This is a genomic window from Nostoc sp. UHCC 0252 (assembly GCF_034931145.1).
GTDB lineage: Bacteria > Cyanobacteriota > Cyanobacteriia > Cyanobacteriales > Nostocaceae > Nostoc.
In genome coordinates this window covers 16581-33158 of the sequence record NZ_JAYGHE010000078.1, presented here as the reverse complement: position 1 = coordinate 33158, position 16578 = coordinate 16581, and the positions used below count along the sequence as shown (strand labels likewise).

13 protein-coding genes are annotated in these 16578 nt (G+C 38.5%); 1 reads left to right on the top strand and 12 read right to left on the bottom strand.

What is annotated here, in order from left to right:
* Positions 1-551 precede the first annotated feature (551 nt).
* The gene (locus VB732_RS29575; protein WP_323234435.1) at positions 552-794 is read left to right on the top strand and encodes a hypothetical protein; all 243 of its coding nucleotides are present in this window, start codon (positions 552-554) and stop codon (positions 792-794) included.
* A 500-nt stretch (positions 795-1294) separates the two neighbouring features.
* On the opposite strand, the gene VB732_RS29570 is transcribed toward VB732_RS29575, so the two are convergent.
* From VB732_RS29570 to VB732_RS29515, 12 genes are all read right to left on the bottom strand, one after another.
* Positions 1295-2275, bottom strand: a complete 981-nt coding sequence (locus VB732_RS29570; RefSeq protein WP_323234434.1) for a GUN4 domain-containing protein — start codon at positions 2273-2275, stop codon at positions 1295-1297.
* A 41-nt stretch (positions 2276-2316) separates the two neighbouring features.
* Entirely contained in the window at positions 2317-2739 is a 423-nt protein-coding gene (locus tag VB732_RS29565; RefSeq protein ID WP_323234433.1) for an EVE domain-containing protein, read from the bottom strand.
* Between the two features lie 24 nt (positions 2740-2763).
* A complete protein-coding gene (locus VB732_RS29560; RefSeq protein WP_323234432.1) occupies positions 2764-4614 on the bottom strand; it encodes a GmrSD restriction endonuclease domain-containing protein in 1851 nt (616 codons plus the stop codon).
* A 194-nt stretch (positions 4615-4808) separates the two neighbouring features.
* Positions 4809-5123 (bottom strand): hypothetical protein, encoded by a 315-nt coding sequence (locus VB732_RS29555; RefSeq protein ID WP_323234431.1) that lies wholly within the window; start codon positions 5121-5123, stop codon positions 4809-4811.
* An 86-nt stretch (positions 5124-5209) separates the two neighbouring features.
* Positions 5210-8521 carry a helicase-related protein gene (locus VB732_RS29550; RefSeq protein WP_323234430.1) on the bottom strand — a complete coding sequence of 1104 codons (3312 nt, stop codon included), beginning with the start codon at positions 8519-8521 and terminating at the stop codon, positions 5210-5212.
* An 11-nt stretch (positions 8522-8532) separates the two neighbouring features.
* Positions 8533-8991, bottom strand: a complete 459-nt coding sequence (locus tag VB732_RS29545) for a hypothetical protein (protein WP_323234429.1) — start codon at positions 8989-8991, stop codon at positions 8533-8535.
* A 67-nt stretch (positions 8992-9058) separates the two neighbouring features.
* Positions 9059-9589, bottom strand: a complete 531-nt coding sequence (locus VB732_RS29540; protein WP_323234428.1) for a hypothetical protein — start codon at positions 9587-9589, stop codon at positions 9059-9061.
* Positions 9590-9591: 2 nt separating this feature from the next.
* Positions 9592-12879 carry an Eco57I restriction-modification methylase domain-containing protein gene (locus VB732_RS29535; protein ID WP_323234427.1) on the bottom strand — a complete coding sequence of 1096 codons (3288 nt, stop codon included), beginning with the start codon at positions 12877-12879 and terminating at the stop codon, positions 9592-9594.
* 197 nt (positions 12880-13076) lie between these two features.
* Positions 13077-13325 (bottom strand): helix-turn-helix domain-containing protein, encoded by a 249-nt coding sequence (locus tag VB732_RS29530; protein ID WP_163930815.1) that lies wholly within the window; start codon positions 13323-13325, stop codon positions 13077-13079.
* Between the two features lie 169 nt (positions 13326-13494).
* Complete coding sequence (locus tag VB732_RS29525; RefSeq protein WP_323234426.1) at positions 13495-13755, bottom strand: YbaK/EbsC family protein; 261 nt, start codon at positions 13753-13755, stop codon at positions 13495-13497.
* Between the two features lie 72 nt (positions 13756-13827).
* Complete coding sequence (locus VB732_RS29520; protein ID WP_323234425.1) at positions 13828-14973, bottom strand: DUF4145 domain-containing protein; 1146 nt, start codon at positions 14971-14973, stop codon at positions 13828-13830.
* 200 nt (positions 14974-15173) lie between these two features.
* Positions 15174-16169 carry a hypothetical protein gene (locus VB732_RS29515; RefSeq protein ID WP_323234424.1) on the bottom strand — a complete coding sequence of 332 codons (996 nt, stop codon included), beginning with the start codon at positions 16167-16169 and terminating at the stop codon, positions 15174-15176.
* Positions 16170-16578 lie beyond the last annotated feature (409 nt).

The window sequence follows — 16578 nt, the reverse complement described above, 5'->3', positions numbered from 1 at the left end:
ATCGCTCACCGTGCAAAGTCTGCGATCGCCTTTTGTTTTGCGTAAACAACGTTGTGGTTTACCGCAACGCTCTCAAAAAGATTCGGCGTAGCCTCATATTTCTGAATTTCAGTTATTTTCTAGCAAGAATTCACAGCACAAGGCTCTAGAGAAGGTATTGAGCGGTTGCTCTAATTGCAGCATGAGTGAATTTATTGAGTGATTTTGAGTATCTCCCCCAGCCGACTTTACCTGGCGTACCTTGTGCTATACGACGGGAGGTTCTTGTTTCTCAAATCTATGTTTTATGTTGAGCAAATCTGTAACTGGTTAGACTTGCGAACCCTTTTTGCGTTTGGGTGCAGGCAGTTCGCTTTCCTTTGCCCTTGTAATAAATATAGATCAATTGCAATGCTTTTGCAATACTTTTGCTATCAGATTTACTCTGCTTTTTGCTTGCTCACCATCAGATTTTTGTATAGCAAAAGCATTGCATTATGCTATATTTTTGCAGTACTTTTAGTTGTAGAACGAAATGAAAAGCACAGCAAATGTAATATAAGGAGGTGTCCATGCAAGTCTTGCTCTTGTTTATGTCCAGAAAAAGAAAGCCTGTTTCCTTCCGAATTGACGAGTTAGTGGTAGAAACTCTGAGTAAATTAGCCAGAGAGGAAAACACAAGTGTCAATAGATACATTGAAACTCACTTTTTTCGGTTAGGCAAAGAGCGAGGCTTTATTTCTCCAGACGTTCAGTTGATTGGCGAAACTAGAGGAGGAGACACAACCAAGGGTACTGATGCTGATGATAATTGAAGCTATTGATTTTTATAGATTTGAGAGAATCACGCAAAAAGGTTGGTTTGCCGAGGGAACGGGTAGCAATAGAGTTAGGTAAATTTGTTTCCACTATTAGATTTTGGGAAGCTGAAACATATACCCCCAACCTTAGTTAGCCCTAATGAAATATTGCAGTTGATCCATCTTTACCAATGCACACTTGAGGAATTTACGGAGTCTTTTATTGAAACGCAACGTAAAAGTTAAAAGAAACCTTAATCTAGCAAACAGCATAAATATAAATAATGTAATGTCGCTATCGCCACCTTTAGACAAAAACCTCTACTCAAAGAGTGCAACTAACTTAATATTTGCTCAAATAAAAGGAAGAAATTTGAATATGATATAAGTTGAAAACCTTAATGTAAGTACAAGTAAGGTAAGTAAGCTTTCAGTCTAAGTACACTATCAATAACAGTCTAAACACATTCTTATTGACTTGAAAAAAATTTTGAACACGCAAAAGTAAACATGGGCTAAATCATGGCAAGAAATCCTATTATTTCAGGACCAATCCTTTTTCCATGTGGAAGATGCCCTCTTGGAGCATTTGTATTAAAACAGAGATGCTCATATAATATTGGAATATTACTTTTACGCCAGCCTACTTTGCTACTAAATTTTTCCCAAAGATCATACTCATAATTTTGTGTTCCGCCTAGACTTTGATATATAGCTTTTTGTACACTAAAACCAAATAGTTCTTGACTGAAGGTTAGCCAGAGTTTATCAATAATCAATAAGTCTTTATAAGGAAAATTAGAAATATCTACTGGTCTAAAATATCTATCGTTTTCTCTATTAACCACTTTAAGCATTGCATAGAAAGTTAGTTCATCAGCTTCTTGCCAAAAGCCATTTTCAAGCAAATTTTGAAGTATTGTATAATCAAATTTATCAGTAACAAGAGAGTTTTCCTCTAGTTGCAAAAAATCGCTCTGTTCTTGATAAGCTACTTGATAACTATTTTGTTTAAAGCCAGCGTTATCTTTTAAGATTTTAGAAATATCTTGATGTTGATTATTTAATGGATAACTTACTTTTCTAAGTATCTCATTATGTTTATCTATTAAATTTTTGTAATATTGGCGTTCTTGATCTTGAAGCCGCCAATTAAAAAAATCTAATAAATCAAGTATAGGTTTTATCACTTGTTCAGACTCATCCTTTCCGATTTTACACCAATTAGCGAAATGTTCACAGTTATTGAAAACTAAATGATAATTGTGTTCTCCTATTCTACTTTCTGCACGCATAATCACAATATCTGAAACGTCAGAATTATTATATTGCTTAACATAAACTTTTTGACCCTGGCTAAAATCCTTTAAAGGAATTTTACAAATATCTGTACCTGAGTAATGAATTACTTTTCCATCGCCGCAATCGATACCATGATGAGTATATGGAACAAAGCCATAGTAGCGTTCAACATAAATGTGATCTCCTTTTCCCATAAAATCTAATCTTAGATAATGTCTATTAAATAAGTTTTAAGCTACCCTTTCAACTCATGCACACGCTGCCATTCCTGCTGAGTAATCTTGTAATTGGTAGCATTGGGCTGACGAATCACAGAAAGATTTTTCAGCACAGGGTCTTGTTTTAAGTTTTCCCGTAGCAAAGGCTTTTCTAACAACTTGCTGGTAAATCGAATCTTTGCACAAGGTTTAACACCAATGCGGCTGGTATCTATCCAATAGCCAATATCAGGTGGGTTTACAATAATTTTGGGAGGTTCAATGATCTCTGCAATTGCATAGATTCCCGCCTTATCGCCAGACTTCCAAATCAGTACTCCATCACCAGTAACCATGTCTTTTGCATAGCGGGTTGTAAGCCACGGCATCTGCTCAAAGTCGCGGATGCCATCAATGATGCGGTAATACTTGGGGTTGCCTTGAAATAGCCAGTAGGTCATGTTGGTAAGTTAATTAATTTTTGATTACTCGTCTTCATCTGTCACATCATTTGCTGAATCATCCACAGCCAATAAAGGCTTGCCCATAGCAGCTTCAATTTTGGCAAGTATCATCCGTTGACGCGATGCCATGAAACCCTCAAAGTCATCCTTTCGTAGTGTTATTGCATCGATTTGATGAGTTGCCAAAATCGCATTCATGCCTGCATCGTCTAGCTGAACACTGTCATGCTTTTGAAGTTGAACCAGATATTCACTTGGAGCTTTACCACCAATCATGCGATTTGCTTTAAACGATATGGGAGTTTTGTTGAGGATAGAGTTATAGCGAGATGCGGGAATACCCTGCTTGTCACACCAACTTTTAGGAAAAATGTGATGAATATCGAGTCTGCGTTCTTCCCAATCGCTTTCATCCAAATCCCGAATAGTGGACTTCCAAAAGAAATCTTGAGAACCTTCACGTTGAATCAAGGTATTGATACCTTTATATGCAGCACTAGTTCGGGAGCGCAAAGTCTCTAAACGTGCAGGTTGAAAATTAGCATCCCGAACAGTTGCAGGTTCTTCCTTAGCATCTTCAATCCAGTCTATAAGCTCTTGAATATCCAAAGCCATACGGCTTTCAACTGCCCCGCCGTACAGTTCGCCAAGGATACCGCACCAGAACCAACGAGCGATTTTTTCATGAATTTTGGGTTCCAGCCAGCGATCGCCAAGCAACGCCATGACTGCGGCAAGAGGAATAAGTTGAGTGCGGTAAGGTAAATCGCTAGTTGAGAAAAACGATTGCTGTCGTAAGAATTTAGCTGCTTTCCAGTAACCTTGGGTAAGGGGTTGTTTCCACTTTTGAAAAGTATCTAGGGGCAAAGATAGAACAGCTTCACGCTTGGCAGTTACACCTGTTACTTGTTTACCAGTTTTACCCGCCTTTAAGTCTTGCTGGCGTTTCTCCAAACTGTACAGTAGCGTTAATCCCTGGAAAAACTCTGTCGGTTCAACTTCATGTAATAAACGTTGTTTTCTGAGGTACGGTTGAATTCCTTCAATTCCTTCTTGAATATTACCAAACCATTCACCCCGCAAGTTGATGTTATCAGCAGCATAGGCGGCAGTTAAAAGTTCAAAAACCGAGAGGTTAACACCACCAGTATTTACTTTCTCAAAGACAAGACAAACAGCTTCCTTTTTATTGTTGCGATTGAGTTCAATGATGGGTAGCTCATAATAACGAAATTCATCAAGAACTTGGGTACGAAATTCCATATAGCGGCTCAATTTATTTGAGCCATGATTTGCATCATACTTATTTAATCCTACTTCCCAAGCACCTGCGTTTAGAATTTGATTACAAGGAAAGTAAAAGTGTTCATATTCCTTTTCTGGCGTACTGAGGTCAAGTCTGACATCACGGCCAAAGTTCTCTTTTTGAATACGATTTGCATCAATGCTAATAATTGCGCTTTCGTAATGTTCTGGCCCTAATAAGGCCGTTTCAATATCAATATAGTAATAACGCTGTACTAATTTTTTCTTAGAGTCACGAGTTTGAACGGGTTGCTTAAATATTAATACTTGCGTTAATGAAGTCAGCCGTTGTTGCCCATCGAGAATAAGCTTTTTTAATTTATCAAGTGTTGCTTGTGTTGGATCTACTCCCTCAACAGGCCGGGCTTTAAACTTAGCATCACCACCAGCTTCAAGCAGCATAATTGCTCCCACAGGGAAAGAACGCGCAATACTGACTAACAGTGAACGAATGTGTTCATCATCCCAAACCCATCCCCGTTGGAAATCGGGTAGTTGAATTTCACCTGTGATGATATCTTTCAGTAAAGTCTCTAGTCTTGTTTTAGTAGAATCAAATGTAGACATATAGATATTTCTTCTGATAACTTGTTTGAATCTCTCGTAAAAAATGTTGAATATCAATAACTTGCTCAAAGCCGCAGATACCGTCTATGAGGCGGTAATACTTGGGGTTGCCTTGAAATAATCATTAGGTGATTGTTTCGTAGATTTCCTTGCTTGATTTGGGGGGCAATCGGCATTTAATTTTTCCTAAAATACTATACAAACCCTTCTTCTAATAACTCAATCCCTTGGTCTGTAATTTTGTGCCTTTGCCCTGAGCCTCCCACGACTCTGCACCAACTTTCAGTAATAAGTGCAACTTGTTGGTCTTGAACTGCTAACCAATAACTAAACCCACCATACATTCCCGGAATTGGAAACCAATGTGCAGAATCTTGAGAATTTAAAATAGGTGCTAGCTTGGGAAGCTCTAATTTTTGACTATCAATCAAATCTCTTGCTCTCTCTCTGATAAGTTCATGAAAGTAATGCTCAATTTGCAGTAATGTTTGCTCTGAAATTTGTTGCATAAGTTGTTTTGTAAAATTTGTTTTAGTCAATTTGACGGATTTAACTTAACTGACTGCGTACCTTGCCAACCTAAGCATCGCATACTCTACTTTCCCTCGCTTGTATCTGGTTTAAACCACTCATAGCAAATAAGCTTAATATCTTTTTGCTGGATAATTTCTGCTGGTCTTATGTCTTGGTCATCTGTAAGTTCCTCATATTGGTCAGTGTCTACAAAATATTCATCTAACTCAGAAATAAGTAAGCTGACATTTTTATGCTCTTTGAATAACTCCCAAATTGCTTTAACATCTCGCTCATAACTCCGAGAATTAACGGTAGTGATTACCTTTAACACCCGTTCTTTAGCTTCTTCATCAATTGGTTCACTTTGAAATAAATCAGGTTGGGTGAGGGCATGATGAATACTTTGTAATAGTTTGGGCATTTGCGGTTTAATGCCTTTAGCTGTTTGCTGTTGTTGGAAAGAGTTAAACAGATTGCCTATGACTCTTTCTAAAACAGAGAAAATGCGGTTATCAAACTGGACTGGTGGTAATTCATCGGGTTTGGGAAAATCTGAAGATTGGCATTTAAGCCAATTAAAAATGGTGCGTTTGTCGCTAATTAATCTATTAGGGTCTAGGGAGATAGCATTATCAATGCGTGGGTAAAAATGCCAAAAGTGCTTATCTTGTACGCGAAAAGCAAAGAATATGCCCCCATTAGGAACGTTAGGGTGGGGTATGGGTTTATTCCAGGTACTATGAATCCCAAAGGGGATATCATCAATTAATTCCTTACTAGCTTGTTGTAAAAATTCGAGTAACGGTAATCTCATCTCATCTAGGGATACCAAATCAGATGCTTGTTCTAGTTCCTCTAAAATGGCTTGTTTTTCTGCATCGGTGTCAGCCATCTTGAGTTTGTACAGTTCGTCTAATGATTTACCAGAAATAGTTTCACCTAGTACACTACCGTCTAGCCCTACCTCACGGTCAATGGTGGCAATGCGCTCTTGTAATCTTCTAACTAACCCTAATAGCGTCTCTAGTCCCTGTTCTGGAAAGCAATTGTATATAAACAGTTCATCATAATCTGTTCCCAGTCGGTCAATGCGTCCTGCCCTTTGAATCATGCGGACTGGGTTCCAGTGCAAGTCATAGTTAACTAACACCCCAGCATCTTGCAGGTTTTGACCTTCTGATAGTACATCTGTACACACAAGAATATCAATTGGGTTTTGTTGCAGTAGAGCTAATTCCTCATCACTATCACTTTGGACATTAGCTTTAGGTGCAAACCGCTTAACTTTCTCTTCCCGTTGTTTACCGGGGGTTGCACCAGTCAATAACTCAATCACAGGCGCTTTAGTGTTAACCGTCATTTGGGATAACCAAGCTTTATCTGTAATTAATTGTTTATATAAATACTCAGCCGTATCTTTGAAGTAGCTAAATACTAAAATCTTTTTACCTTGCAGTTTGGTTTTGAGTAGGTCTTTGAATGCTGCTAATTTGCGGTCATAGTCTGTGTTAGCTGCGGCTGAGGATTCAATTTTTTCTAAAGTGATAATAATGTTATTTAAAATTCTCAAGTCAGCTTCAATCTGCTGTTTGAGTTGATTTAGGTCATAGTCTTTAGAGTCAACTTCACTTAGTGACTCAATAATGGCATTAACTGAGTTACCTTCTTCTTCATCTTCAGCAGCTAATACTAACTTGCGAAAGTTTTTACTATCTAACAGTTTTCCTTGTTGAGTGAGAATTTCATAAAAATTAGTCTGAAAGTCTCTCTGATTGCGAATACTATTTTTAAAAGCAAGTAGCGAACTTTCAAATCGTTTAAAATAAAGGGCTTTTTGGAGGGCAACTAGGGCATCATTACGCTTGACTTCATTTTCTTCCCCTTTATCCTTGCGCTTTTTAAAAGCCTTAATGTTATAAGCAGGTAAGTTAAGCTTGTCAATTTGAGCGGCTATCCCGGTATACAGTCCAGCAAAGCTATCTTCAAAGTTATAGGTAAACTGTTCTAACTGGCGTTTAGGAAAGTGAATGAGTTTACTATTAATGCGAATTTCTTCACCTGCTTGTTGCCTTCTAATCACGTCTTGGCGGCTGCGTCTCACCATTGTTTGCATGAGGAGTTCTGTAATTTCTACGCCACCTTTAGCTAAGGCTTTAAAATAAGTCTTGAGGTTAGAAATACCCCATTCTCGATAATAAGTTTCACCACCCCGGGTAATTAGTAGTATTTGATGATAAAGGTCAAAGATGCTGTTATTAATAGGGGTAGCGGTTAGTAACACCACCCGTTTATTGCGCTTACCACTGCTAACTAGTTTTAATAAATTGCGGTAGCGATTGGTGGCACTGTTGCGGAAATTATGGGATTCATCCACCACCACGATGTCATAACGGGCGTAATCTTGAACATTAAAGCTTTGACGGCTGATTTCTTCATGTGAGATAACATCAGCTTTAATGCCAAATTCATCTAGTTTTTTGTCCCACACTAATTTTTTGAGTTGCGCCGGACAAACCACCAAGGCACGAGGCACAAATCTCGGTTTCCTCAGTTTAATTAGGTAATAGTCCAGCAGCCGCAATCCAATAAAGGTTTTACCCAAACCCACAGCATCAGCAATAACACAGCCATCATGTCTTTCGATGAGTCTAACTGCTCTTTCAAACCCCTCTTGTTGAAAAATGGCTAATTCTAATGAAGTGCGATCGCTCTCGCCAATGATGGTATCTTCCTTAAATAGTTCGTATAGTGCCTTGAGGAATATTTGGTAGGGGGTGTAAGCTTTACTGCCAAATTTGGAGGCGTTGAGGGCATCAATTAGCTTGGTTTTGTAATCAACATCAACACTAGGGTCATTCCAAAATCCTGCAAACCAGTTATGTCTGAGGTCGTGAGCGATCGCACCAATTTTGTTGACAACGTTTAACTCGGTATTCCCTTCTAAGCCGGCCGGAGTGAAGTTGGAAGACCCGACGATGCTGTAATTATTGAAGATATAGGCTTTGGCATGAAGAAACTGATTTTTATCTCCATGCGCTCCAAACAGTCTCACCTCAACGTCATGCCTTTGCAGATAGGCAATCATGCGCTCTATCTCATTCTGGTATTTAGAATTTAGCGGTTGGTTTTCTAACTCCTCTTGAATGTTTTTCTTAAAGTAACGGATTAAGTCAATGCGATCGCTCTCTGCTGGTCTAATGGTGGGGTCACGTCCAATAAGTAACCGCAGACTTGTTAGTTGGTTCATAGCAGCTTCTAGGCGTACCCATGCCTCGATGCGGAAAAAGCCGGTGGCGATATCGAGGACAATTTGGTGTTCGTCCTCAATTAGAGTTTGGAGGATGGTTTGCAGTTTGTGGCGGGAGTTGTCGATGTAGTCTGGGAGGGGCATAATTTTATATTTTATTTGTTGGAAATAATTAATACACAGCCGCCTAAAAATAAAAAACCTCCAATATTGATGAAATTAGATTTGTCATTAAGTAATCCTAAATTGTGAGTACATTTTGATAAATATGAATATTCACTACTATCACAAACAGTAGTGTCAAATTTAAAAAAGCCACCTATCATTATCAATAAACCAACAGAAAAAAAGAACTTTCCTGCTGAAGCAAGACTCTGGTTAGAAAATAAGCTACTAGATTTAGGTTGAGAATTATTAGTTTCTTCAGTCTTCAATTGGGGTATTAAATTTGGGGGTAGCTGTTCTTTTTTTTGATTCTGATTCGTAATATTACTAACTGGTGCTTTATTTTTGATATTTGTCCATCCGCAAGAACGACAAACTAATTTTCCTGACTGCAAACTAACTATTACTTTTTGACATTCAGGGCAATTTTCTATATTTTGAGATTCCATATTTATTATTCATTTAATGATCATCTTCTAAATTATCAGATTCTAAATCTTCTAGAAGTATTGCACTTTAAGTTTTTTTGTATTCTTCCTTATAATCCTGATACTGACTGATTAGATTTGCTATTCCTTTCTCTGCTGGTTTCGTATCGCCACTACTCAATACTCCATCAGCTAACATTCGGTAAATCAAACTATTCAAAGTTTCCTGTAAATTTTGAAATTGAGTTTGTAACAGATAAATATTTTCGTCAATTAAATTACCTTGCCTGTTAGTTTGTACTGAGTCTAGCTTTTCTGATAAAGCAGTAATATCATGCTGAATTGCTTCATAATTTCTATGAGAGGATATTGCTAATGTTGTTAGAGATTGAATATCATTTAATATTTGCTGATATGTTTCATTATCATTTCTATTAACTCGCTGGTGTAGCTGTTCCTCAAATTGAGAACGTCTAATTAAATTAAGCAGAATTGCTAAAACCATTGGTACGGTAGCATAGAAGATTGTTTTTCCACTAGTAATCGCTATGGTAGAACCAGCTAGAACAGCAAAAATTGATATATATTCTGCAATTTCGAGGAGTCGATGTTTATTCATAATTACTCCCCCCTAATAATCTTCATTTCTTCAGTAGTCAGCGCATACAGATGAGCTACCCTATCATCAATCTCTGCTTCGTACTTCTGCACACCCTGGCCTTTGGCATCAAGGCATTTTTGCACTAGAGCTTCTATGGCTAGACGGTCGGCTTCGGAGGTGGTGGGGATAGGAATTTGCGAGACGTACATAGTTTGCATGGCATAAGCACCTCCCTGTAGTTTGGATGTTATATTTTTTAGAAAAAACCAATTAGTTTTTGAATTTAAAATTGCTAATAAATATAAAGTAGCATTAGCTATAAAATAAACTTTGTTATTTGAATAGCATCCAGATTCATCCCATGCAAAAGCTTGATAAGTAGCAATTTCTTGATATACTATTTTATTTGTTTCAAAATAATGAAATATTCCTTCTTGAGGTTGCTGTAATTCATACCAAGGATGTGTATTAATAGTTGCTCTATTTTCTAAAAATTCTTTATATTTATTTAAATGTTTTTTTAAAGAAGGATATTTTTCTATGGGAAAGTTGCGATTAGCAAAAATTATATATAAATCAGAAAATTCTATATTCCATTTTTTAATATCTCTTCCCCTCAAAAATGGTTTTAACGCCTCAGCTGATAATTTGTCTTCAGCTATCAGCCTATCTCGTGTTTCTCTGTCAACAACAAACGCTTCATTAAAACCTGTTTTTATACCCATAAATATTTTATCATTTACATACGCCTCCAACGGAGTACCCGCACCTCTCAATTTGTCCATTAACTGCAACACCGCAGGAGATTCTAATCGCCACCCATCAGCCCCTAATTCCTTCTGAGGCATATAAAAACTTTGATTTTTATACACCAAGTTAAACTCATCAACAGACTTTCCAACTTCCCAATTCAACACACGAGTTTGATGATTGTTTGGCTTAATCTTACTAACCAAAATAATGCTAGGGTATGCGATCGCTTCAAATACTGGTGCATCACCAAAATCAATCAAAACCTGTACTTGTGACTTTTCCCCCAAGAATTGACGCAGTTTTTCACCATACCCTGCACGCAAGTATTTGTTAGAGGTGATATAAGACAAATTACCACCAGACTTGAGCAACCTAAACCCACGCTCATAGAAGTAAATAAAGAGATCAGACACGCCGGTGTAACACTCATATTCTGCTTGCAGGGCTGGTTTTAGTTCTTTAATCTGCTCTTGTCTCACATACGGCGGGTTCCCAATCACAATATCAAACCCGCCCTGCTGCTGAAACACCTCATTAAAGTGCAGATGCCACTGAAAGAAGTTAAGCGATCGCATCCCCTTTTCCACCTCAGCCGCAAACTTACCCAACTCAGCCAACTTATCAGCAATTTGTTGACGTTCCTTTTCCTGAGCCTTGCTGACTTTACCCTTCATCAGCTTAATTTTGTTTTCTAATTCTTTCTGCTTCCCTAACCCAAAGGAATGACGGTCAGCAATCGCCACCCGAAACACATTCTTTTCAGCCTCTAAAATTTTTCCTCTAAGAATCTTGCGCTCCTGGGCATGAGACTCAAAGTACTGGTGTTGCAAGTCTATTAAAGGTTGAATAGCTGATTGTATAGGGGTGACATTCAGCATTGTCTGTTGGTCTTTGGTGGGGTCAGGAATTAACTGCTCACCTTGAATAGTAGAAATTAGTGAATCACCACACATCAATTTGTAATCAAGGTTAGGCAGTGGTTCCACATCATCAATATCAGGAATATCCACCACCAATGACAACCACATCCGCAGCTTGGCAATTTCCACAGCTTCCGGCTTAATGTCTACACCATAGAGATTATTAGCAATAATGTCCCGCTTCCATTGACTGATAGTGAGACTACCTCGTTGTACGGGTCTACCATCTGTTCGATGAGCGATCGCTTGTTTGACTGACAAAATTACTTGCATCATCCCCATTGGGAATGCACCAGAACCCACAGCAGGGTCACAAATTCTCACAGAGTTTAGAGCTTGCTTTAACTTTTTGGCTTGCTCTTTGGTCAACAGTTGATTAATATCCTGTCCAGGTAGTTCAGAGTCATATTCTGTAAGTTTTTTGACTGCTTCCAAGTCCATACTTGTCGAATCTGCCAAGTAACGGCTCAAAGATTCCACACACATGAACTGGACGATACCTCTAGGCGTATAGAAAGTACCACTTTGCCCCCGTTCCTCAGATGCCAACATATTCTCAAATACTTTACCCAGCATCTCAGGGTCAACGGCCACATCTTCATCACCCTGGACGTTTTCTGAGACGGTGAAGTTATAGCTGTTAAAGAACCTGAGAATACCTTTATCGCCACTGGGGTCAAAAACAGAGTTAGGTAATTCAATGTGTGGGGGTGTCTCTACACCTGCGGTATCAATTACATCTGTCCCATAATCTCGGTCAAACAGTCCGCCATTGAGATAAGGAATCTTACCCCAAGGGGAATCCATATTTGGGCGCTGTTTGTTGAGCATTTCAAAAAACAACGGCTCTAGCACCTGATTATAGAAATCTGTGTTTTCTAGGTCTGACCGTAGTTTGTTGTACTGGTTTTTCAAAAAATTGCGATCGCCTGCCAAAAACTCCTTTTTCTGTAAAAAGTAGAGGAACATAACTCGTCCCAAAAGGCGTTGAGAGAACTGATGCAGCCGATTGGGATCAGTGAAGTAGGAATGGGGATTTTTGTCTTTAATAACCCGTTGCAATTCCTCAAATATTTCTCGATAACCTCGGTAGAACTCTTTAGTCAGCTTCTCTACATCAAAAGCCTCACACTGCACTTTATACAGTTCTTGCGGAGAAAGATTTCGAGCCGCGATCGCATCTAGGCGGTCACGGTCGTAGTTGGTAGGATTAGCCCTGTCAATTAATAACTTGCGGATGCTGACTTTTAAATTCAGGTCAGCATCAAAGGTTTTGCGGGGATTGACCAACATCAATTGGTCATAGTTTTTTGTACCCAACAGGAGAAAATTAGAGGGTCGTCTACAAAGACTTTGAGCCAGCGATCGCATTCTGTTGCTGGCGGTACTATTCGAGAGCCACTCGTTTTCTTGAAGCTGAAACAGCAAAACTTGCAGCGACTCATTACCATGCTGATGATCGGCAATCATGTATGCGTTCCAAATAGCTTCTGCACTCCGCGTAGGTAGCTCTAAGTCATCAATAGCTAATTGTTGAGCAGAAGCATTGTAGCCAATTTTCTGAAATAAAGATGCTACTTTCTGTGGGCTATCTATATGCCTGACATCATCAAGTTGTAGTAATCGCTGCGCCATTTCAATGTTCCATTAACTCAAAATTTGTTTATTTAAAACCCTTGCGGTGTATCGACCTTAATGAATCTTGGATTGGTAGGTTAAATCTGCAAATCCCCTAATTACGAAACCAAACAACCCATTGCAAGTATCGCCATATCAAAATTAAGCAAGCAATACTACTTACCTAAACAAATCTGCTTACTTGTTACTTAGAACTAATTTGATTGATATTTCGCTAACAGTTTCTGTCCTTGTTCACCCATCTCTTGCAGAAGTTTTTCAATCCTCTGCATAGCCATCGGTGATAACTTAGAGCGTTTATTTTCCCAACGATTAACTGTGGAATAAGTAACACCCAAATGTGTTGCAAACTGTTCTTGGGTTAAACCAACTACAGTGCGAAGTTCATGGATAAGCTGTCCCAGTTTTGGTTGTTCGATTACCAAAGGCTTTTTGATCGTCATTAGCTCAAAACCCACTACTTGAGTAGCAAATAATGTGTAATTTGCTATATCCTAGTTAGCCTAGTACTGGGTTGTAACCCGCTAATATACTGTTATTTATTTACTGTAACTTCAATATCTCTATGTAATAAACGCAACTTGTACTTAAGTATGCTTGGTGAGAACTGGTTTACTGTACAATTGCCCCTAGAGTGCCACTGACGGCACGTAAATAATCATCTGGGGATAGCAGAAGCAGCATACCTCGCATTCCACCAGAAACAGTAATCTGCTCGAATAGGGTTGCCGTTTCATCAAGATAAACGGGATAGTCTTTTTTGCTAGCTAAAGCTGTTACACTCCCACGGATGTATCCTGTTAGTGGCTGAACTTCTTTGAGAGCAACTGTCTCAACTTTGCGGTTTCCTGAAATTCGAGCTAAAGCTTTCAATTACATCCCAATGATGCAACCGAATAAAAATTAATGTAAAGAAGCATTGTCTAAGCCAACAATAAATTTGGTTTAGATATTATGCATTTTAGCAAATGTACTAACAGCCGTAAAACCAAGTTTTTCAAGAGCTATTGCAGCTTTATACTGGACATCATCATTTTTATCTTTCAATGCTTTAACGAGAGATATCATTACATCAGGATTATTCGCTCCTATATCCCCTAGTATAGCGGCAGCAGCAGAACGAATATTAGAGTTAATATTTGGTGTTTCTATCGCATTAATTAGTTCTGGGATAGCTTTTAAACCAATAGATTTCAAACAATTAATTGCATTAGAACTAAATTTAGTCTTGTCTGTCAAACTCAACAAGACTGGTATAACTTGCTCAAATTCGAGATTTTTTTGTGCTAGTATGATAGCTGCATAGTAACGTACCGATGCTTCCTTTGCATTCAAGGCTTCTGTAAGAGCATTTATTGTTGCTTCTCCTAAAAGATTCGTCTCTTTATTTTGGGTGGGTTTCGCTTTATCTCGCCTTTGAAGTAATTCTGAAAATTTATAATCAAAGTCAATACAGTATTCAACTAATGCGTATGTAAAATCAAGAATATCCTGAGTATCTTCTTTGGAAAATTTTGTAGAGCTATGTACTGCTTCATTCCCAAAATACTTTAAAATATTAGCCCACTCGTATAATTTATTATCAATAATTCCTTGATTTCGCATTTCGGAAAGTTTTCCATCCAGTGTATATGGTTGCTTGATATCAAAATATAAACATAGCATTTCCATTGTTTTTCTACACATTACTACACTTGAAGTATAAAGTTCAGCTTGAAAACAGGTACTAGCTTCTCTATATGTGTATCTAATATCTTGAGCTTTGGGAGATTGGTCAGCAAACTCTTTTATAGAAGGGTATAGATATACAATTCTTGTATCTAATAAATCAGTTTGATCATCATGATAATTCAGCTCTTGAATTGAATATATATCCCAATCAGAGGTAAATCCAATAACATTTAGTTTATCACAGTTAGGACATAACAAGTTCTTGGTATGATAATCTCTCCAGGCTTCATAAGCATTAACTGGATCACATACTAGAGTTTTAGAATATTTGCCCTCAGCAATAATTTGCATTAATGTTTTATTACCACAATGCCCACAACGAACTGTATTTTTAGTTGATTGATTTGCTTGCTCATTCATTATTAAACCTTTGAAAGAGGATACATAACTAAAGTTATTAATTTTAAAACTAACTTTATTTAAGTACTAGTTTTATGTTTGATGCTTTAGATATTTAAATTAGTTAATTTTTACATGATAAAACTACTAATTACAAATACCAATTAACAACTTACATCATGTATAGTTCCCAGTTACGTTAACTAAACTAACAAAAACACTCAGGTAATTTTTTCATCCCTATATTCGAACTCCAACACACCCAAAAGCTTCTCTTCCAAAACTGTCAAATAAGCACGGTTAAGCTTTCCCAGCATCTCCAAAAACTTCTGCACCGACTCCTCCAGTCCACTCGAATACACCCGATTGATGCGATCGCAAATTACCTGCATCTGCTCACACTCGGCAGGTAAGTAGCTGAAGGACTTCAGATGTTGCAATCCAACCGTATATTCCCCATCCCAGGTTTTGACAGTGCAACTGAATTCGCCCACATGGTTAACTATACCCCAGCAGCCACCTTTGCCCCTCAGTTCGGGATTGTCTTTAACAAGGATTTGGCAGACTTCGCCAATTTGGTATGTGTTTGGTACTTTTGTCCTTTCCATGATGCGCTGCACCACATCTTTGACAATTCTGGCTGGCGGCACTTTTCCCCCTGCCTGCTCCACCGCTTGCCGCCATACTTCTTGCTGTTGCGATGGTTCTAGCTTAGTCAGTGGTCGAACTTGGCGTTCGGTTGTAGGCAAAATTTGGGAACCATTGGTTCCCATTTCATCCGATATCTCGTTTTGGGAACCAATGGTTCCCATTTCATCCGGTATCTCATTTTGGGAACCATTGGTTCCCATTATTATGTTGTCAACTACATTTGAAGCAGCTATTAAATAATTTACATGGCGGTGAGTATACGCAAACCGAGAACGGCAATATTCCTCAAACGTTTTGTGGGTCGAGCGGTACAATCTGCGATCGCGCAATTCTGCCAGTGCCTTTCCCGCCTCAAAAAATGCTCTTTCCACACGCCGCTCTAGGTGAAGGCGATCGCGCTGTTCTTCCTCTGTCAACTCTGGAACTTCGACAGCAGTAACATCAATTGTTGCTGAACCTGGGTCTTCTTGCTGGGAGATATCCTCCTTTGCAGAGTTAGCTGCTGAAGCTGAATCGGCAGATGCGCCAGAGGTGGCTTTGTTGCGTCTAGCAGGTGGTTTAGGCATTATTCCACCTCTAGCTGAACAGTGCTGGAACGAATATCGAGTTGTGCCATGATAGAGGTGTAACTATATTGATATTTGTTCCCCAAACCTTTTACTGAGGTTGGGGTTTTTCGTGAGCTTATTTAGATATATTTGCATCTGTTGAACCTGTGATCGCTGAGTTGTTTTTCAACTTGTGGGACTACGATGCCTGGAAACTCCTTTGAAGGCGTGGAAATTCCATAGGTGTAATATTAAGCAAATAAAATTGTGGAGGCCGCCCCTTTTAGAGGGCGATTAATTCTCATAGCGCTCAGTAAGGTTGATTATGTATCGATTAGATGTTTCCTAGCGTGGCAAAACTAGCTAGAGCAAAAACTTAAACGTAGTAAATTCGTTATTATTGAAAATTTTGGTTTACCTATTTACG

Excerpts from the sequence above, each read along its gene's own strand:
- VB732_RS29555 (WP_323234431.1), bottom strand. The coding sequence starts at position 5,123 with ATGCAACAAATTTCAGAGCAAACATTACTGCAAATTGAGCATTACTTT.
- VB732_RS29520 (WP_323234425.1), bottom strand. The coding sequence starts at position 14,973 with ATGAATGAGCAAGCAAATCAATCAACTAAAAATACAGTTCGTTGTGGG.
- VB732_RS29565 (WP_323234433.1), bottom strand. The coding sequence starts at position 2,739 with ATGACCTACTGGCTATTTCAAGGCAACCCCAAGTATTACCGCATCATT.
- VB732_RS29530 (WP_163930815.1), bottom strand. The coding sequence starts at position 13,325 with ATGACGATCAAAAAGCCTTTGGTAATCGAACAACCAAAACTGGGACAG.
- VB732_RS29570 (WP_323234434.1), bottom strand. The coding sequence starts at position 2,275 with ATGGGAAAAGGAGATCACATTTATGTTGAACGCTACTATGGCTTTGTT.
- VB732_RS29540 (WP_323234428.1), bottom strand. The coding sequence starts at position 9,589 with ATGAATAAACATCGACTCCTCGAAATTGCAGAATATATATCAATTTTT.
- VB732_RS29560 (WP_323234432.1), bottom strand. The coding sequence starts at position 4,614 with ATGTCTACATTTGATTCTACTAAAACAAGACTAGAGACTTTACTGAAA.
- VB732_RS29515 (WP_323234424.1), bottom strand. The coding sequence starts at position 16,169 with ATGCCTAAACCACCTGCTAGACGCAACAAAGCCACCTCTGGCGCATCT.
- VB732_RS29575 (WP_323234435.1), top strand. The coding sequence starts at position 552 with ATGCAAGTCTTGCTCTTGTTTATGTCCAGAAAAAGAAAGCCTGTTTCC.
- VB732_RS29535 (WP_323234427.1), bottom strand. The coding sequence starts at position 12,879 with ATGGCGCAGCGATTACTACAACTTGATGATGTCAGGCATATAGATAGC.
- VB732_RS29550 (WP_323234430.1), bottom strand. The coding sequence starts at position 8,521 with ATGCCCCTCCCAGACTACATCGACAACTCCCGCCACAAACTGCAAACC.
- VB732_RS29545 (WP_323234429.1), bottom strand. The coding sequence starts at position 8,991 with ATGGAATCTCAAAATATAGAAAATTGCCCTGAATGTCAAAAAGTAATA.